General features: G+C 47.2%; 21 protein-coding genes and 1 tRNA gene. 13 read left to right on the forward strand and 9 right to left on the reverse strand.

Annotated elements, in window-relative coordinates; genetic code table 11:
- Nucleotides 1-58: 58 nt before the first annotated feature.
- Nucleotides 59-175, reverse strand: coding sequence for a photosystem I reaction center subunit VIII (locus PMG25_RS17355; RefSeq protein WP_283760729.1), 117 nt, complete (start codon nucleotides 173-175; stop codon nucleotides 59-61).
- Nucleotides 176-277: 102 nt separating this feature from the next.
- A complete protein-coding gene (locus tag PMG25_RS17360) occupies nucleotides 278-787 on the reverse strand; it encodes a photosystem I reaction center subunit XI (RefSeq protein WP_283768156.1) in 510 nt (169 codons plus the stop codon).
- 341 nt (nucleotides 788-1128) lie between these two features.
- On the opposite strand from PMG25_RS17360, the gene PMG25_RS17365 reads away from it, so the two are divergent.
- The 5 genes from PMG25_RS17365 (at nucleotide 1129) to PMG25_RS17385 (ending at nucleotide 6669) form a co-directional block, all read left to right on the forward strand.
- Nucleotides 1129-1641 carry a hypothetical protein gene (locus PMG25_RS17365; RefSeq protein ID WP_283768157.1) on the forward strand — a complete coding sequence of 171 codons (513 nt, stop codon included), beginning with the start codon at nucleotides 1129-1131 and terminating at the stop codon, nucleotides 1639-1641.
- A 149-nt stretch (nucleotides 1642-1790) separates the two neighbouring features.
- On the forward strand, nucleotides 1791-2147 hold the full coding sequence (locus tag PMG25_RS17370) for a HEAT repeat domain-containing protein (RefSeq protein WP_283768158.1): 357 nt from the start codon (nucleotides 1791-1793) through the stop codon (nucleotides 2145-2147).
- Nucleotides 2148-2262: 115 nt separating this feature from the next.
- Nucleotides 2263-3132, forward strand: a complete 870-nt coding sequence (locus PMG25_RS17375; RefSeq protein WP_283768159.1) for an NAD(P)-dependent oxidoreductase — start codon at nucleotides 2263-2265, stop codon at nucleotides 3130-3132.
- A 138-nt stretch (nucleotides 3133-3270) separates the two neighbouring features.
- Nucleotides 3271-5574 (forward strand): M48 family metalloprotease, encoded by a 2304-nt coding sequence (locus PMG25_RS17380; RefSeq protein ID WP_283768160.1) that lies wholly within the window; start codon nucleotides 3271-3273, stop codon nucleotides 5572-5574.
- A 633-nt stretch (nucleotides 5575-6207) separates the two neighbouring features.
- Nucleotides 6208-6669: an RNA recognition motif domain-containing protein gene (locus PMG25_RS17385; RefSeq protein ID WP_283768161.1), complete on the forward strand. Its 462-nt coding sequence runs from the start codon at nucleotides 6208-6210 to the stop codon at nucleotides 6667-6669.
- Nucleotides 6670-6724: 55 nt separating this feature from the next.
- On the opposite strand, the gene PMG25_RS17390 is transcribed toward PMG25_RS17385, so the two are convergent.
- Nucleotides 6725-7156 carry a response regulator gene (locus tag PMG25_RS17390; RefSeq protein WP_283768162.1) on the reverse strand — a complete coding sequence of 144 codons (432 nt, stop codon included), beginning with the start codon at nucleotides 7154-7156 and terminating at the stop codon, nucleotides 6725-6727.
- A gap of 89 nt (nucleotides 7157-7245) precedes the next feature.
- Between PMG25_RS17390 and PMG25_RS17395 the strand changes: the two genes are divergently transcribed.
- From PMG25_RS17395 to PMG25_RS17415, 5 genes are all read left to right on the forward strand, one after another.
- Nucleotides 7246-7317: transfer RNA gene (locus PMG25_RS17395), tRNA-Gln, on the forward strand.
- Nucleotides 7318-7434: 117 nt separating this feature from the next.
- On the forward strand, nucleotides 7435-8217 hold the full coding sequence (locus PMG25_RS17400) for an HAD family hydrolase (RefSeq protein ID WP_283768163.1): 783 nt from the start codon (nucleotides 7435-7437) through the stop codon (nucleotides 8215-8217).
- A 61-nt stretch (nucleotides 8218-8278) separates the two neighbouring features.
- Nucleotides 8279-8710, forward strand: coding sequence for a hypothetical protein (locus PMG25_RS17405; RefSeq protein WP_283768164.1), 432 nt, complete (start codon nucleotides 8279-8281; stop codon nucleotides 8708-8710).
- Nucleotides 8711-8752: 42 nt separating this feature from the next.
- Entirely contained in the window at nucleotides 8753-9940 is a 1188-nt protein-coding gene (locus PMG25_RS17410; RefSeq protein WP_283768165.1) for a DNA double-strand break repair nuclease NurA, read from the forward strand.
- 318 nt (nucleotides 9941-10258) lie between these two features.
- Nucleotides 10259-10933 (forward strand): tetratricopeptide repeat protein, encoded by a 675-nt coding sequence (locus tag PMG25_RS17415; RefSeq protein ID WP_283768166.1) that lies wholly within the window; start codon nucleotides 10259-10261, stop codon nucleotides 10931-10933.
- Here the strand turns inward: PMG25_RS17415 and xseB are convergent.
- Together xseB and xseA are read right to left on the reverse strand one after the other, a co-directional pair.
- Nucleotides 10930-11169 carry an exodeoxyribonuclease VII small subunit gene (gene xseB, locus PMG25_RS17420; RefSeq protein ID WP_283768167.1) on the reverse strand — a complete coding sequence of 80 codons (240 nt, stop codon included), beginning with the start codon at nucleotides 11167-11169 and terminating at the stop codon, nucleotides 10930-10932. The genes PMG25_RS17415 and xseB overlap by 4 nt on opposite strands.
- 233 nt (nucleotides 11170-11402) lie before the next feature.
- Entirely contained in the window at nucleotides 11403-12641 is a 1239-nt protein-coding gene (gene xseA / locus PMG25_RS17425) for an exodeoxyribonuclease VII large subunit (protein WP_283768168.1), read from the reverse strand.
- 140 nt (nucleotides 12642-12781) lie between these two features.
- Between xseA and PMG25_RS17430 the strand changes: the two genes are divergently transcribed.
- The 3 genes from PMG25_RS17430 to PMG25_RS17440 are packed head-to-tail and all read left to right on the forward strand — an operon-like array spanning nucleotide 12782 to nucleotide 13641.
- Nucleotides 12782-12979, forward strand: a complete 198-nt coding sequence (locus tag PMG25_RS17430; RefSeq protein WP_283768169.1) for a hypothetical protein — start codon at nucleotides 12782-12784, stop codon at nucleotides 12977-12979.
- A gap of 14 nt (nucleotides 12980-12993) precedes the next feature.
- Nucleotides 12994-13362 (forward strand): cupin domain-containing protein, encoded by a 369-nt coding sequence (locus tag PMG25_RS17435; protein ID WP_283768170.1) that lies wholly within the window; start codon nucleotides 12994-12996, stop codon nucleotides 13360-13362.
- 18 nt (nucleotides 13363-13380) lie between these two features.
- A complete protein-coding gene (locus PMG25_RS17440; protein WP_283768171.1) occupies nucleotides 13381-13641 on the forward strand; it encodes a hypothetical protein in 261 nt (86 codons plus the stop codon).
- Nucleotides 13642-13680: 39 nt separating this feature from the next.
- Here the strand turns inward: PMG25_RS17440 and PMG25_RS17445 are convergent, their stop codons facing one another.
- The 4 genes from PMG25_RS17445 to PMG25_RS17460 all read right to left on the reverse strand — a co-directional run bounded on the left by PMG25_RS17445 (nucleotide 13681) and on the right by PMG25_RS17460 (nucleotide 18267).
- Nucleotides 13681-14781, reverse strand: a complete 1101-nt coding sequence (locus PMG25_RS17445; RefSeq protein WP_283768172.1) for a hypothetical protein — start codon at nucleotides 14779-14781, stop codon at nucleotides 13681-13683.
- A gap of 56 nt (nucleotides 14782-14837) precedes the next feature.
- The gene (locus PMG25_RS17450) at nucleotides 14838-15950 is read right to left on the reverse strand and encodes a peptidoglycan-binding domain-containing protein (protein ID WP_283768173.1); all 1113 of its coding nucleotides are present in this window, start codon (nucleotides 15948-15950) and stop codon (nucleotides 14838-14840) included.
- Between the two features lie 189 nt (nucleotides 15951-16139).
- On the reverse strand, nucleotides 16140-17003 hold the full coding sequence (locus PMG25_RS17455; protein WP_347178869.1) for an ABC transporter permease: 864 nt from the start codon (nucleotides 17001-17003) through the stop codon (nucleotides 16140-16142).
- 130 nt (nucleotides 17004-17133) lie between these two features.
- Entirely contained in the window at nucleotides 17134-18267 is a 1134-nt protein-coding gene (locus tag PMG25_RS17460) for an ABC transporter substrate-binding protein (protein ID WP_283768175.1), read from the reverse strand.
- Nucleotides 18268-18369: the final 102 nt, after the last annotated feature.

The following is an 18369-nucleotide window of genomic DNA, read 5'->3' on the forward strand; positions in this document are numbered from 1 at the left end:
GACTTTTCTTCACCAAAAAACCCGCTAAGTTAGCGGGTTTTTTTTAAACTAATGGGAGTTAAGCATCACTTTCAATGTGAATGAACAACAAACCCATAACCACAGCCGGAGTTACTAAGCCGACTAAAGGAACCAAGATAAACGGTAAGAAAGAAGCAGCGTAAGCACCTGTCATGTCAAAAACTCCTTATGACCAATTTGCAGTTAAAACTTTATACTGTTTTCCTCAAGGGAAATGCTGGGCTAAATGAACTAAATTAGGTTAGTTCGTCAGAGTCTATCCCACAGACCAAATTTTATTAACAACCTCTTGTAGAGGAGCTAGGTGGGGGGTAAGACAGAGGAAGTAGGCAAAGAATGCACCACCGCAAGCACCTAGGAAGAAGCTGCTTGCAAAGTCACCCCAGCCATCTTTGTCCCACAGATTAGAGGGAGCAGATGGAGTCGCCGATTCTACAGGGGGATATTCAACATCAGCCGCACCATGGAGAGACAAAGCGATGGTTAAAATCGAAATCATACCAATGGTGGCTAACAAACCTGCCAGGTTAGCTAATTCTGTTTCGCGCAGGGGGCCGAGTACCAAAAAGGGGCCATACAGGAAGTAACCGTGAGCCATACCAACTTCAAGACCTCTGCGGCTGGCAGAAAGACCTTTGCGATAGGCGGGAAGATTACCAATAAAGGCGCGAGTGAATGCAGAATCGCTAATCGGAGTTGAGAGGTGACCTACCTCGGGGTTACCCCCATAGGCTGCGATCATCTCAATATCTCTGGAATCAGCCATGTGTTCTTCTCCTCTATATATGATCGATCAAAATTAGGCTCGAAGGCTTAACGTCATATCTTAAGCAAAAAGGGGAAATGTTGTTACAAAGTCACCTCTGTCCTTTAGAAAAGTTTATGTTTTAGGGATCAAAATGGCCATTAAGGCAGAATTAGAGCCGAATTTGTGGGCTTATTGTAAATTTTTGTTAAGTCCTGCCCAGGAAAAAGTTGGGGATCGGCCGACATCAACTAAAGTTCACAGGTAAGTTATGAGCGATCGCCCTTTCAGGGATCAGGAAAATACATCAAGCCTGACCCATTGGGTGTACGATCAACATCAGTTTTGGAGGAAATCAGATTATGTTTGCCCTTATTGGCTTGATTGTCGGTATAGTCGCAGGGGTAGCCCTGTCCTACTGGCTCGTAGAAAAAAGGCTCGATGAACAAAAAGAAGCCTTAGAACAAAAACATCAGAAGGCGATCGAAGATCTAGAACGCAATCACCAATTTCGGTTAGACAAAACCGTAGAAGATATCCGGGAACAGGCGATCGCCGATGCGAAACAATCCGCTCAAACCACCCCCACAGACGGCAAAGCCCAAGTGGCCCGCCCAGAAACCCCCGAACCCTCTCAAGCCACACAAGAGACTCAACAGAGCCTTCAGGAAATGAAAACCCTAGTGGCCCAAGAATCCCGGATTCGCCAAGTGACTCTCGCCCAGAAAGAACACTATCAAAGCCAGGCTCAACAAGCAGTTCAATCCTTAGAACAACCCGAACCCCCAGAAGACCCTCCCATCCCCGATACAGAAATCACACCTTCAGTCCCAGCCTCTAACCCCTCACCCCCCCCATCTCCGGAGTTGAACTAAACGCCAACACCGAAACCCCTCAGACCCCAGAATCAGAAACCCCAGAAATTGTTACCCCCTCTGAAGCGCCCCCCGTTTCTGCATCCCTCGACCCAACTCAAATCCTGAGATCTTTAGGCACTTGGCCCCAACTATCTGCATTACCCCAATTGCTTGGCTATACTCGCCATCAGAGTCCCCAAATTCGCCAGCAAGTCGCTTTAGCCCTCGGACAACTCGCTGCCTCCTGTCCCTTGCGCTCAGAAACTGAACGGATCATTTCTACCCTTGGGTCTCTGAGCCAAGACTCCAGCCCCCTGGTGCGTGAAGCCGCCATGACTGCCCTAGGAAGCATTCAATCCGATCAAGTTTTACCCTATTTACAACGGGGCTTAAACGATGCTGTGTCTGATGTTAAAAAAGCAGCGTCTTTAGCCTTGCAACACGCTAGACACTCCCAGTCCCCCTCTTCAAAACCTCGGTCTTTATGGGAAAACCGACCCGGAAGTGGGGGAATGGGGGAATAGGGGAATGGCGGGAGAACCCCTTACCATTTTCTTGTAGGTTGGGTTAAGCAAAGAAACCCAACCTAACGATAGGATCGCCAACGATCGCACTCTAGCCGTATCTACCCGTTCAATTATGAATCAACAACTCGCTTTTTTAGGACTCGGAGTCATGGGTGGGCCCATGAGCGCTAACCTAGCTCGTGCCGGATACGCCATCAAAGGATGGAATCGTACCCCCGATCGCCCCGGTGTAAAAACCGCCCTAGAAGCCGGTGTAGAGATCGTTTCCTCCATTCAAGAAGCCGTAGCCACAGCCGATATCATTTTCTCCTGTGTAGGTGATGTGCCTGACGTGGAGGAAGTGTTAGCCGGGCCGGGCAGTGTAGCCGAATTCGCCCAACCCGGTACTCTAGTGGTGGATCTGAGTACCATTGGCCCAAAAGCAGCCCAGGCGATCGGCCAAACCCTATCCACTAAAGATTTACACTTCTTAGATGCTCCCGTCTCTGGGGGAGATGTGGGGGCCCAAAACGGCACATTAACCATCATGGTGGGAGCAAATGAAGCCGATTTTCAAGCCTGCCTACCCTTCTTTGAAGTCATGGGAAAATCTATTCACCTCTGCGGCCCCGTGGGCAGCGGCCAAGCGGTTAAACTCTGTAATCAAGTCCTCTGCTCTGCCAATCTTATTGGGTTATGTGAAGCCATCAAACTCGCCCAAAAACAGAAGATCGATCCCAACTTAATTGTCGAAGTCTGTAGTGGCGGCGCGGCTGGATCTTGGGCCCTTTCCAATCTCGGCCCAAAAATCAATCAATCTGATTTTGCTCCCGGCTTCGCCATCAAACATATCTTAAAAGACTTACGCTTGGTCTTAGAAATGCTCGAAGACCAAGAATTCCCCGGAACCGAGTTAGCTAATCAATACTTTAAGCAAGTTGAAACCTTAGAAAATGGAGGAGAATTGGGAACTCAGGCTATGATGAAAATTTATAACCCCTAGGGTGCATTCCTTGGAAGATCAGGAAAAGGAATAGGGGTAGACGTTATGGCCACCATAACGATCAATTAGGGTCAACTAGGGTAGATTTCCTAGACTTGGAAAAACTGCCCCTACCAACCGGTCAACCGCTATCAGTCTATGTCATCATCACCCCCAAAGCGCCCTTCTTTAACCGCAGGGTTAGCCGCACTCAAGGATCGAGAGTATGTGCAGGCGATCGCCCACTTAAATGGCGTTTATGCAAATGAGTCGGAGGGCATTCGCAAAAGACGGGCACAACAAGGCTTAGTGATTGCCTATCGTAAAACGGGTCAAGGACAACAAGCGCTGAATTTATGCCACTTACTTACCTATAGCCCGGATTCTCGCTTTCAGAGTTGGGCTAAAAAAACTTTACCGAAACTCAAGCGCCAATTCCCTAATCTTGAGCCATCAATGGCCATTTCCCCAGATATTCCCACGGATGCTTTACCGGTTGCTCCTCCTCCAGTTTCTCCAATGCAAGAGCAAGAAGACTCTAAGTCAGTCTCTATTTCTCCGGTTTCCCCAGAGGTGAGAACTTGGAAAAATGCGGGACGCGCTAAACGATGGGGGACGCTACCAAAAACCTGGAAACTCGGATCGGATATCCGTTGGTTATGGGGTTTGCAAGGGATAACGGCGATCGCCTTTTTTGCTTGGATGGTGACTGTGGTTGAGATTAGTTTTTCCCTTGTCCAGTACCTGCTCTTGAGGCTTCCATTGTTCAGTCCCTGGCAAATCCTCTATCGAGACCCCACCTTATTCCTATTCATCTTCTGCTTACTCAGTTTTATCACTTCTCCAGCTCTGCTCTCTCTGCTGCTCAAAAAAGAGTATGAACTCGAACCCCTGAACCTGGATCATCTGAAAACGATCCGCCCAGAATCAGGGACTCTGATTGAGCGCATTTGTCGGCAACAGAAACTTCCCCGGCCGAAATTGGGGATTTTACCGACTGCCCTACCCCTGATTTTCACTTATGCTCAATATCCATCCGGTCACCTGCGCCCCACGGGTCATATCGTCATTTCTCAGGGAATGCTCGATCGCCTGGATGATGATGAACTAGCCATCTTTTACGCTACCCAACTCTCTCATATCCTTAACTGGGATTTTCTCCTGCTTTCAGCCTGTGTCTGTTTTCTGCAACTTCCCTATAGCGTGTATTGGTCGGTGGCTAAATGGGGGGAGCGTTTGAGCGATCGCCTGGAGATTCCTCTATTGGAAATAACGGTCAGAGGCTTATCGACTCTCTTGGCCAATCTTAGCTATACCTATTATCAACTCTTGCGTTTACCTCTCGTCTTCCTCTCGCGATGGCGACTGCTCTATAGTGATGCCACAGCAGTGAGTCTCACCGGTAACCCCAATGCCCTTACCCGTGGACTGTTGAAACTGGCCCAAGGTTGGCACAAGGGCATGATGGAAGCATCGAGTGTACCGGAAGGGATAGAACGCTTCGATCTGTTGCTTCCCCTGGGGATAGAACAGGCGATCGCCATCGGTAATTTAGCCCCCGATCAACCTTTTGAACCCGTTCTTCAGTGGGATATACGCCATCCCTATCGCTACGGAGTCACCCTTCTGAGTAGTCATGGACGGTTGGGCGATCGCCTGCAACGGTTAACGGATCTCGCCCGATTTTTCCGCTTAGAAACGGAGTTAGATCTACCCTTTATCCGTCCCCATCGCTTCTCCTTACCCTCGGATTTCCAAGCCTGGATCAAAGCAGGGGTAAATTTCAGTATCAGCACTGGGATCGCCATCGAGCGAGGTCTTCCCCTACTTCCTCGTGCCCTTTGTCAAGCCCTGGTTGTGGGGATTGGGTTTCGTTTGTTGCTGATGCTGGTGGGGGCGATCGCCTATTTTTTCTATGTTGGGCAATTGGTTTGGCTCTCCCAAGATCAAGATGGAGATCTGATCGGCGCTTGTTATTGGATTAGTTTGAGCCTGATTCTGATGTTTCAGATGAATCGCTGTTATCCGGAAGTACGACGGATTAAGCATCAACGTATCGATCGCTCAGAGACCTTAACTGCGCTACAAACCGATGCCACTTTAGCCCCTCAAAAGCGCCAGATTATACGCTTAGAGGGAAAACTTTGGGGACGACGCGGGGTTCACAATGGTTTAGGACAGATTTTGATTCTGCAAACTTCTGCGGGGTTGATTCGGTTGCGCCATTGTCCCCGTGCCAGTGTTTTTGGGGATTGGGGGATTAATCCCGTTTGCCCCAAGGATTTGATTGGCCAATCGGTCAAGGTGGGGGGCTGGTTGCGTCGGGGGGCTGATCTGGCTGTGGAGTTAGCTTATTTGGAGGGCAGAGGGCAACTGCGAGCCTATAGTTATCATCCCCTGATCCTCTCCCTGCTGGCGATCGCCTCTGGACTTTGGGGCGCTTATCTGGTTTGGCAAACCTAATGTAAAGAAATTTTGCGAGATTTGAATTTCTGTGTTACATTTCTTAACAAGAAGGCTCAAGCCAGAACAGTCAATCAATCGCGCGATCAATAATCGATCAACAATAGTGCAGGGTGGGCTGCTTTGGAATCATGTGTTCTTCCTCCCAACACAGCAAGTTGACCAGCCGCACAACCGGCTGGTTTTTACTATGGGTTAGGCAGGGGATGACAAAAAGTTCGGCACAAGGGGATGACAAAATCTCCGACTTAAGGGTAAAATAATTGAGTTTTGGGTAGCTCCATCTGCCAAAACGTGATAGGTTAAATATGGCATGAAGTAAACATGGTAGAGCCACCTAAAGAAGATAAATATGTGCTCGATCGCGATAGGAATACCCGGACAATTTATAGTGACTCCAAAGGGAAAACCCGGCTCTTCCTTTTCCGAGTCTTCGGAATCGATAAAGCCTGCCATGAGACTCAATGAGCAACGAGATGCCTAACCCAATTCCAATAGTAAAGGTTTACCAACGAGGTGAATATTTTACTGTGTTTGCCAATCGTCTTCAGTGTGCCAAACGCTACATCAGCGTCAGCACGCTAGGTCATGCCATGTCTATAGTTAACTCAGACTAAATAGGGAGGTCTTATAATGTCTGTTCGGTTATACGTTGGTAACTTACCGAAAGAAACGGAAAAGCAAGAGCTAGAAGCCGTTTTTGCCGAAACAGAACCCAAAGTGTCCACCAAGGTCATTACAGACCGTAAGACAGGAAAATGTCGCGGATTTGGGTTTGTGACGGTTAAAAATGAAGAGCAAGCCGACCAAATTATTGAGCAATTTAACGGTTATTTGCTCAAGGAGAATGCCCTCAAAATTGAAAAAGCCCAGCCTCGGAACAAGGGTAAAGAGGGGGGAAGTGCCGAGGGTGGATCGGCTTCGAGTGGTTCGACTGCCAGTTCAAGTGGTGGCGGAAACCGCAAGAAAAATAAATCGAAGAAAAACTCTTCGGGTTCTAGCCAAGATAGCGGTTCCATTCAACCCGATCCTCGTTGGGCTGCGGATCTGGAAAAACTTAAAGAAATGCTGGCAGCACAAACCGCTAAAAATTAGCCCAGTTTTACCAGCACAGCTTTGTAATAAAGGTAAAGGATCAACTCCTTTACCTTTATTTTTTTTGATCGAGAAAACCCTGAACAATACCTTGTAGGGTTTGGGCATCAAAAGGCTTAGTCAGATACTGAGTTGCTCCAGCGAGTTGCCCTTGTACTTTATCAAACGGACTATCCCGCGCCGTAACCATGATAATAGGCAGGGATTCAAACTCAGGGATACTACGAATCGTGCGGCACAGTTCAAGACCATCAACCCCTGGCATGGAGACATCAAGTAACACGACAGCGATTGATTCGTTGTAAATCAAATTTAAGGCATCGACAGCATTATCAGCGACTAAAACTTCTACCCCTTGATCCTTGAGTGCATTTTGAATCGATTTTTGGACGATCGCACTATCGTCAACGGTAAGAACTTTAGGTGCAGATGGCGGAGTTGTGAACAACACGGTTGCCTCATCACGTACAGATTTAGGAATCCTCATCAGGGAAATTGGGTGAGTTTGGGGAATTTTAAATCAAACCCTTGACAAACCCCTAGCACTTAAGGTTATCATATCAAAGGTGAAACCAATGGGGTGTAGCCAAGCGGTAAGGCAGCGGGTTTTGGTCCCGCCATTCCTAGGTTCGAATCCTAGCACCCCAGTTTTAAGATCAAAAATAAAACAGAGAATTAGGGAAATCCTGAATTAAAGTTCCCTATCCTGCGACAGCAGGCGATCGCCTGTTATCCTAGCCGGTAGTGTTATGGCCCGCAAGCATTATGGAAGCCCCAGACGTTCTCGCCTTAGATTTTGATGGTGTATTGTGTGATGGATTGGTCGAGTATTTTCAAACCGCTTGGCAAACCTATACTCAGGTATGGATGGTTGGTGAGAGTCCTCCCCCAAAGGGAATGGCAGAACAATTCTATCGTTTGCGCCCGGTGATTGAAACGGGTTGGGAAATGCCGGTATTGATCCGGGCAATGGTGGAGGGAAGTTCCGAGGATGACATTTTAGACGATTGGCGCACGATCTGCGATCAAATCATCAGTAGAGATGGACTCAAGGCTGGGGAAATTATGGATCAAGTCGATGGTAGACGCGATCGCCAAATCCAAACGAGCCGTTCAGACTGGTTAGCCTTGCATCAATTTTATCCGGGAATTACACCGCAACTGCGATCGCTCCTGGCTAACCCCAATCTGGAACTGGCGATCATCACGACTAAAGAAGCTCGGTTTGCCCAGGAACTGCTACAAATGGAAAATATTGATTTTCCGGGCGATCGTATCATCGGCAAAAGCAGCAAACGTCCCAAAACCGAAACCCTCCTCACCTTCAACCCCTCAGAAAAACGAATTTGGTTCATCGAAGATCGCTGGAAAACCCTCCTCTCTGTGGCTCAACATCCCCAATTAACCTCCGTAGAACTCTTCCTCGCCACCTGGGGTTACAATACAGCAGCCGAAAAACAAGCCGCCGACAGCCATCCTCGCATTCATTCCCTATCCTTAGACACCTTTAGCCAACCCTTAAACCAATGGCCAATCATGGGTAGTTAAAAACCGAGTTTTCAAGACTTCTAGTTTAAGCTAAAAGTAGGACAGGCAAGGAGATACATCAATGAGTACAGAACGCTGGGATGATGAGCGGTTAGACCGTTTAGCCAATCTGATCGAAAGTAACAATCGTATGATCGAAGCTTTAACCCAGGCTTCAGCAGAAGCCAGGGAAGAGCGGCAACAGTTATTTGAAATCACTAAGAATCACGATCGCATTCTCGAAAGTAATTCTCGTGCAATTGAAGCTTTAGCTAATGCCTCAGCGAAAGCTAGGGAGGATCTCGATCAACACGATCGCATTCTCGAAAGCAATAGTCGTATCATTCAAGCTCTAGCCAATGCCGCAGCAGAAGCTAGGGAGGAGCGGCAGCAACTCTTTCAAAGAATGGATCAACGACAAGAAGAGATTCGCGGGTTGCAAACGGAGAATCGCCGCATCCTCGATATCCTGCTCAATCAACAGAATCAGGACGATGATTCTACGGATGACTGAAAACTGTTTTTAACGATAGCTAGAACAGCAAAAAGCTGCATTATGCTTGATTTTAATAAACTTGCCCGTCAGATGGAAGGCATCAGCCAACATCTGCAAGACGAAGCCACTGCCACCCAGAAACGCCTCAACCGCGCTAGAGAAACCTTAGCCCAAGCGGGCGATCGCCTCAATGAGTTAATCTCTGCCTATGAGCAATGGTCGAGTCATTTTGGCTTTAATGCCGCCTTTCCCATGGAACCCTTAGATACGGTGGTAGATATTCAAACTGCCCCTCCAGTCCATACCGTCATCTCTACGGACGGTTCCCAGATGGCTCCCTCCCACCATGAAATTGCCTATTGCTATCTGATTAATACAGGACGGGTGGTTTTACACTATGGCCAAAATCTTGCCCCCATTCTCGACAGTCTCCCCGAAGCCTTTTACCGCCAAGAAGATCTCTATGTGTCTCGTCAATGGGGAATTCGCACGGATGAATGGATGGCCTATCGACGGACAGTATCGGAGGCAGTGGTATTGGCAGAATTAGGCGTGAGAGTCGCTTCTGAGGAGCTGGAGCAATTGCCCAAACTGGCGATGGTGGACGGTTCTCTGATTTATTGGCATTTAGAACCCTTGCCTGGTGGGGCCCGCGATCGCCTTTTACCCCCCATTCTAGAAGCTTGGGAAACCCTCCAACACCATCGTATTCCCCTAGTGGGTTATCTCAGTTCATCCCGCAGTGGAGAGGCGCTCAACTTTCTCCGTCTTGCCCATTGTCCTTATCCCGAACCCAATTGTGCCAGTCACTGCGGTGGACAGACGGATAAGGCTCCCTGTCAAGTGTTACATCCCCTGCGAGATAGTTCTGTGTGGGGGAGTTTGCTGCAACCCGGACAGCGCAGTGGTTTGTGGCGGTCTTCGGCCCGAATTTTAGAGCAGTATCGAGAACAGGTAGTATATTTTTGTTATCTCCATGTGGGCAAAGAGATTGCCCGTGTGGAGTTTCCCCAATGGGTGGTGGAAGATGCCCAATTATTGGAGCAAGCCTTAAGTTTAACCCTGGCTCAAGTGGCTAAGGGTTACGGTTATCCGGTAGCTTTAGCGGAAGCTCATAATCAAGCCGTAGTGCGGGGAGGCGATCGCCACCGATTTTTTGTCTTGTTGGAGCAACAGATGATTAAAGCCGGTTTAAAAAATATTGGTACATCTTATAAGGAAGCCCGTAAGCGCGGTTCCATTGCCTAAATTAAGTAATAAGTCCTGAGTAATAAGTAATGAGTATTACTATCACGGATCGCGACAGATCATAAAGATCGGCGATCGCACGGTCTACAGATGCAAGATTGGGCAAAATGGGCTATGGTAGCTGTAGATTCACGTAGTCTTTTCACCTCTTCTCGCCATTACTTACAGGGAAAAAACGGTTTTCCGATTACCCATTACCCATTAATAACGTGAAACGCTATCAGTGAATTCCGCATTCGAGATCTGAGTAGGAATAGAATAAAACTCTAGACTCTTGCGGTTGGTTCTATTCTTGCCCAGTATTATGCCTTAAACCCTATGAATACCGGATCTAACGTGATGCAAGCTAAAGAGTTACTCAATCATGGTGTGGTTGTTGCTCGGATGGGCGATCTCCAAAGTGCCTTTGAATGCTTCGATCGGGTTCTCCAGTTAGTTCCTAATTATGCTAAAGGATACAATAACCGGGGCTTAAGTCGCTATAACTTAGGCGATTATCGGGAGGCGATCGCCGATTTTGATCGGGCAATTCTGCTCAATCCCCAGTATGTGAGAAGCTATTACAATCGAGGCAATGCTTATCGCAAACTGAAACAGTGGCATCAAGCGTTAGCCGATTTTGACCGGGCGATCGCCTTAGATCCCCAATCAGTCAAAGGATATCTGAGTCGAGGCGCAGTGTATTGGCAATTGGAACAATATTCAGAGGCACTAGAAGACTTTAACCGCGCCATTGAGTTCAATCCGGAGTTAGCGGAAAGCTATAATAACCGAGGGTTAGTTTATGTGGCACAAAATCAGGTGTTTGCTGCCCTAGCAGATTTCAATCGCGCCCTAGAACTTAATCCTCAGTTTATGGAAGCTTATTACAATCGCGGCGATTATTTAACAAAACTGGGGGATTATCAAGGGGCGACGGAAGATTACAAACAGGCTTTGAATATTAACTTGCGGTTGATCCGAGAGCAACAGATTCGCAAGTGCAGGGCTTAGAATTCGGGATCTTCGCTTAAGGTTTCAATCAGAAGATCCATTTGCGATCGCTTTTGAGCCAGAAAGCTTTCGCATTGTTTAAGATATTCTACGGCAAGAGTAAATTGATCGAAGACTTCAGCCAAGTCCATATCTCCAGCTTCCATTTGGCTGATAATGGTTTCAACTTGGGCAACGGTTTCTTCATAATTCCAGTCCGATTGAGGTGTGGAGTTACTTTTGGAGGATTTAGGCATAATAAACCTGAAGAGGTGAGATGAGTGTACGGTGGGACAGGGGGATCGTTAGATGTTGACAGTTCTCGATCGACCCCTATCGGCTGTCACCCATATAAATAGCTTAAGACGCTCAGTTGTTTTAAGTAAGTAATAGGGAATACATTCTTCTTGCCCTCTGCAACCGGTCAATCCCGATCAATAAAGGTTTGGCATAATTCACAGATGGGTAAAACAGGACGTGAAAGAATGGGTCAATCTTCAAGGGACGATTCAATAATTTTGACCTTGACTTTACCTTGACCAAATTCAATCGATAATTCTTCTTCCAATTCTAGACAATCTATAGAGCGAATAATTTCGCCGTTTTGGTTGCGAACTAGAGCATATCCCCGTTTTAAGACATTATGAGGGTCAAGGGTTGCCAGTTTTTGGCGCAAATAATCACATTTTTGGCTTTGTTGTTGCAGCGCTCCCAGGCTCAGTTGAATGAGTTGACGACGTTCCCAGTCTAGGGTTTGTTGTTCCCGTGCAATTTGTTGATCGGGTTGTAGACGATGCAGACGGTTACGCAGGAGGTTGAGTCGATGTTGATGTTGGTCGAAGTAAGTTTGAGCGACCTTAATTAAGGAAAGTGTACGATCTTGATGTTCGCTTAGGAGGGTAGTGAGTTGGGGAATGGCGCGATCGGCAGCAGCAGTCGGGGTGTGGACGTGCAAATCGGCAGCTAAATCGGCGAGAGATTCGTCGCGCTGATGACCGATACCAGAAATAATGGGAATGGGGCAATCGGCGATCGCCTTGACCACTCGTTCATCATTAAACGCCGCTAAATCTTCCGTGGCTCCTCCCCCTCTCGCTAAAATAATCACTTGCGCTCGACCATCGGTTTGTACCCGTTGAATGGCATTAACAATGGAGTTTGGGGATTGTTTGCCTTGTACTAGGGCGGGGCAAAAAAGGACATGCAAGCCTGGATAGCGGCGCTTGAGGGTACGCTGAATATCTCCCCAAGCGGCGGCTTGAGGTGAGGTGATCACGGCCACAATTTGGGGATGAGAAGGAATAGTTTGTTTGCGATCGCGATCAAAATAGCCTTCCTCTGCTAGGCGATCGCGTAATTGGCGATAGCGCAGCGCTTGTAAGCCCTCTCCCCCCGGAAGCACCTGATTGACCATTAATTGATATTGGCCTCTAGGGGGATAGATCCGCAGGGTTCCCAACACCACAACTTGAGCGCCCGCAGTCGGTTCAGTCATCAGTCGAGACAGGGCATAGTTCCAGACCACACAATTGAGGCTTGCTTTGACCTCTGGATCTTGTAGTGTAAAAAACAATCCACTGCTATATTGACTGGCACTGGAGACTTCACCCGTAATCCAAATTTGCTGAAGGTATTCATCTCCTTCTAAGCGATTTTGTAAATACTGAGTGAATTCACTTACTGAAACAGCCCTTTCAGGCACTAATAAGTTAGGTAAGGGAAACGTCATGATAATTATTTTAAGACCAGTTTAAGAGAACGTAGGCGTTCTTTTCACAAGATAACAGATAGTGAAGTTTTCTTTACCTTTCCCCTAGACGGCAGACACCTTGGGCTACTCTATAAATGTACTGAATCTCCTCAGCGATCATGTTTGTCTCCTACCTCCTCACTTCATTGTTAACATTGGCGATCGCCTTAAGTAGTACCTCCATTGATGCTATTCCTAAACATCGCCAGAGTCAAGTTAGAGCTATATCTCTTCTGATCGGTATAATCAGTTTTAAGGTCATTATTATTGGCGGCGCAAAAGATAACTTACCTCTGATTCTACAACAATCACAATAAAGTTAAAATCAGCGATGAAATCTACTTGTACCTATTGGAATACTCTCTCTTCTACCTACGATCGCCAATGGGAAATTATTGAAGGATCGCAGGGCAAACTCTTACAAATGACGATTGCTGAAGATCCAGAAACCGGAGATTATACACGACTAACTCGGTTTCTGGATGGATATTCAACCGAGCCATTTGGCGCGAAAAGCCATAATTATCCAGAAGAACTTTTTGTCATTTCCGGTCGATTATACGATCGCGCCTTTGATCTGTGGCTTGAACCCGGATATTATGCCAGTCGTCCCCCTGGAGAAGTTCACGGCCCCTTTAAGGCTGATGGGGATGTGATAATCTTAGAGATATCTTATCTTAGTCAATCCCAGTCAACTTAACGACCCCTCTCCAAGCCAATGCCCCGTTTTAATCCCTATACCTTGCAAATGCAAATCACTCGTATGTTCCAGAGTGGGCAATCGTTTTTTGCCCAAATGAAAGTCAATGATTGGCTCAAGGAACATAACCAAGACCCCAATGACTATACAATAGAGTTTGTACAAATTCCAGCTCCTCCAGGATCGGATGAGGTTTATGCGATCGCCATTCAAATTGAACGCAAAGACGGACAACCCGTGGAAGAGTGGCTTTTAGCAGAACTCAACCGCCAAGGATAGGTAAAAAATGATTTTCCTACCCAATTACCGCGCAAAGCCCTATACAAAGTCACCCAGTGCGCGACTATATTTTCGGGTTCCAAAAATGCCGCGCTCCCTGTATTTGGCAATTTGGGCTTTGAGAGTTGCTACTCGCTCTGCATAGCGTGAGGTAAGTTCAACGACAGAGCGATATTTCTCCTCCCAAGTATTCCCTCTACTCAAGGCACGGTTGATCGTGCGAATTTTGGCTCGTCCCTGATGTCGAATATCGGCCACAACGCAACAAACATAATCTGGCGCTTGATCCAGTCCATGCTGGCGAGCTAGGGTTTTCATCTTAGCCTTAAAATGGGTCACGCCACACTCAACCATAATGGCTCTATGAACCTCGGAATGGCTCACCCAGTGAACAAATTTAGCCGCGTTCATTACCTCGCGACGATCTACAGTGGTGTCAGTTTGGTTCAGGTAAGCCATGAGATCCTTATTATCTGAACCATCATTCGAGGTTAAGCGACGGTCAGGATTACCCATTTGATAGATATGCTGACCATCGGTTCTCAAGTCTGGGAAGTATGCTTGAGCTTCATCCGTTTGCAATAACTGACAGAAATATTTGACAAAATCTCCTTGGCAAACATGGGCAGCATATTGCAGAAAACCAAAGGTAAATTTGGCGCGGTCATAGGAATTGAGGCAGTTAAAAGATCCCTGACTTTCGCATTCGGCTGTTGGGGCAATAAAATAAGCCCAGAAGCCAAAGAGATCGTCATAGTCAGAGGGATTATAGACTCCGGCACTTTTATCCCCCACAAGCATCAGACCTCTTCTGTTGAGGTAGGAAACATCTGTGCCTACTTTGAACTGACTCCCGCCATCAAGGGTGGCATACCATTTGTCATCAGCTTCTCGAATCTCCACCTCAAAAGGGCTTGGGGGCAAGGGTATAGGAAGGGGTTGGTCGGGAGGGGCGATCGCGTCAGCGATGCGGAGCATTATCGCCGGAACATCCAGTGCATGGGTTGCCCTGCGGAGAATATCAATCAGTTCCTGTTTGGTTGTGGGAGTCCATGCTCGAATTGCGCTCTCTCCATTCATTCCATAAACCAAGGGGTGTCCCTCAGCATCACGAAAGATCTCAAATCCTGTAATTTCCATTGTTTAGATCTCCTAGTTTTATGCGTTTTAGGCCTGTTTTTGTGACTGAATTGTTCTTAAAGTTCAGGAATGGGTTTATCAGCCGATGCAATCAACACCGTATTAGCCTGATAACAGCTCTGCAAAATTTCCAGGAACTCTGCTTTATCTTTGGGCATCCACTTGCGAATGGCTGTTCCTTCATTCATGCCGACTATCACCAGTTTGTCTTGTGAATCTTGAAAGATATCAATCCATGTAATCTGTGATAAATCATCCTCATGACCATAGGGATGAATAGGAGTCTCTAAGAGTTCATCACCAGGAATAATCGTTGTCATAAATCGATAGCTATGCGATGCTTGATAACGATCATCAGACTTGATCAACTTCATAAACTCTCGATGGCCTTCTACAGTTCGACCCACAAGACAACCTGCACTGTGCGGACCGATACTGCCCGTCTTCCCATGGGCATGATGTTGATTAATGCCTGTAGTTGTTTCTAATGGATCGCCTGTGCGGAGCATGTCTTCATTGACATCACGGTAAACAGGAATAGGCCAACGATTTACTAATGCCTCGTAACCACTATGTTTGCCAACTTTCCAAGCTCGGTATTGACCAAACTTAATACGAGCTGCCCCAATTTGTCCAAAGCGAGTTTTGCCGTTAATTAATGTTGTATAATGCCGACCGGGTTCGCAAGTTCCCACCCACTTCCCTGCAAAACGTGGACAACCATCGACGATCTCAATTAGACATCGCAAATCGTTGAATCGATCGGGAGCATCATCATTAAGCGTTCCATCGGTGTTCATGCCCTCGACATAAACAATGTTGTAGCGCTCTTTGCCCAAGGATATATGGTAACCTTCTTGCAGCATATAGGCCACAATGCGGCTAGGAATATCATCACTCAGGTGCAGTTGCACTAATTGCTTGCGAGGGGTATGAAGCAGGGCCTGGGCGGTTTGAAAGTCTAGTGTGCCCACATTAGAGCAATCCGTAATTTTTTGAAATTCCTGAAATGCTGCCCTACTTAGGGGCCCGAACTTTCCATCCACAGGAGGCTCTAAGAGGAAGAAACGATAGACCAAAATTTCCTGGATTTCTTTAACTAACTCAGCATCTCCTTTAATTTCATCGGGAGATAAGGTTGTAGAGTCAGTAATATCTTGAATTTTCATCTGTTTTGCACTCAGAATACTAACATCAGTATTTCTTCTCAGTCCGTTTTTTCGATCCGGAGTGCTTTACATTAATTCAAGAATTCATATCAAATCTGGAAAAACTACCCTAAATTTTGGGGCTAGGGAGCGAGACGCTCCCACTCCCCCACCTTGGCATTTTTCGGGTGAGAATGAAAACTTCCTGCTTTAGGCTTGGGGTGTGGGGTCACCGTATTTGATCAGGAGGGCGATCGCCAAACTCACCGCTAAAATCACCACCATACTGAGCGCGGAGCCAAATCCCCAGTTCTGAGTCGCGCCCAGAAACTGGTTATAAATCAAACGAGCAGCCGTCATACTCGATGCGCCTCCAAGCAGTTCTGGATTGACGAAATCGCCCAAACTACTAATAAAAACCAATAAACTCCCGGCGGCAATGCCTTGGAAGGTTTGGGGGACGGTAATTTTCCAGAATCCTTGTAGGGGGGTTGCGCCTAAATCGGCAGAAGCTTCTAATAACCGTTTATCCAGCTTTTCCAGTGCCGCATAGAGAATTAACACCATATAGGGCAAAAAGCTGTAACTCATGCCAATGAGAACGGCTGGCCATTCATTGAGAAGATTTAAGGGGGGCAGGCCGATACTGGTAATGATGCTATTGAATACTCCTGTCCGTCGCAGGATGGTAATCCAGGCGTAGGAGCGCAACAGGGAAGAAGTCCAGAGGGGAAGCACAAAGCCCAAGAGGATTAAATTTTGCCAGCGTTTGGGGGCGTTGAGGGCGATCCAGTAAGCAACGGGGAAACCCAAAAGTAGACAAATTATGGTTGTTCCGATCGCGAAAAAAAGCGATCGCCCAATCACTTGCAGATAAACCGGTTCAAACACCCGCAAATAATTCTCCAATCCCGAAGGATTCACCACATCCCCCGGTCGAATGTTGGGCACTAAACTTAACTCAAAAATCACCAGAGTCGGTAGCACTAAGAGCATCAAGAGCCACAAACCAGCAGGCCCTAGGAGGACACTGGGGCCAATCAAAGTTGACCAACGGCGTTTAGGAGTCGGCATTTCAGTGGAGTTGGATTCAGAAGGAACAGTTGAAGACATAAAGCGCTTGGCGCGGTAATGGGGAATGGGGAATGGGGAATGGGGAATAGGGAATAGGGAATGGGGAATAGGGAATAGGGTATCTTTTGCTTTAACTACTGGTTAATTGAGTCCAATAGCGGTCATAGAGTTGGGCAATATCGTCTTTCACCGGTGAAACACTTTCACAGTTTGCCAAAACCTTTGGAGGCGGAAACAGGGTCGTATCTTGTTGGAGTTCCTCCGGCAATTGTTCATAGGCGACTCGGTTCGCTGTGGCAAAACTGAGGCGCTTGGTAATTTCGGCCGCCACGGCTGGTTGCAACATAAAATTAATCCAAGCATAGGCCCCATCTGGATTGGGGGCAGTTTTGGGAATCACCAGGGTATCGGTCCACAACGAAGAGCCATTTTCAGGGATCACATAGCCTAAGTTTTCATCCTCTCCCATAATTTCACTAGCATCCACGGAATAGCCCATAGCAATTTTCAGATCGCCAGTCAAAATCTGGGGTCGCCAAGCATCAGAGGTAAAGGAGGCGATCGCCGGTTTCAGGTCTACCAGCGCTTCATAAGCTTCTTCAATTTCCTGGGGATCTTCCGAATTCAGAGAATAGCCCAAATGTTTCAGAGTCGCCCCCATCACCTCCCGCACATCATTGAGCAGCGTTACTTGGCGACTGAGTTGGGATTGATTTTGCCACAAATACTCCCAATTTTCCGGCTCTCCACCTAAAGCTTGGCGATTATAAATTAACCCCGTGGTTCCCCAACTAATGGGAATACTATGGGCATTTCCAGGATCGTAGGGCGGATTTTGATAATTATCAAAAAGCTGATTTAAACCTTCAATGCGACCGAGATCCAGGGGAGTTAATAACCCATCCTCCACCATTTTCAGCACCATATAATCCGAGGGATAAATGATACTATACGCCCCGCCACCACCGGCTAAAACCTTAGCCAGCATCGCCTCATTAGAATCAAACACATCGGCGATCACCTGAATCCCCGTTTGTTGTTCAAACTGGGCCAGCAAGTCCTCATCGGTATAGCCAGCCCAGGTATAAATATACAGTCTATTACTATCGCCTCTTTCCGCGCCGCGAGTTTGCACATCGGCCAATGTCCAACCACAAGAGGATAACCCGAAACCCGCTAAAGCAGCAGTTGTCCCCTGCAAGAAGCGGCGACGGTTGATTGGGCGAGAAGATGAAAGATGATCCGGCTTATCCTGTTGACGCATGGGCAACCCTTACTTTAGTGATCCAGAGATTTTGATGAACTCAACCTCTCTATAGTATTTTCTAGTGAGATCCCCTCTCCCTAAATCCCTCTCCCACTGGGA

The sequence above is a fragment of the Roseofilum capinflatum BLCC-M114 genome, assembly GCF_030068505.1.
Classification (GTDB): domain Bacteria; phylum Cyanobacteriota; class Cyanobacteriia; order Cyanobacteriales; family Desertifilaceae; genus Roseofilum; species Roseofilum capinflatum.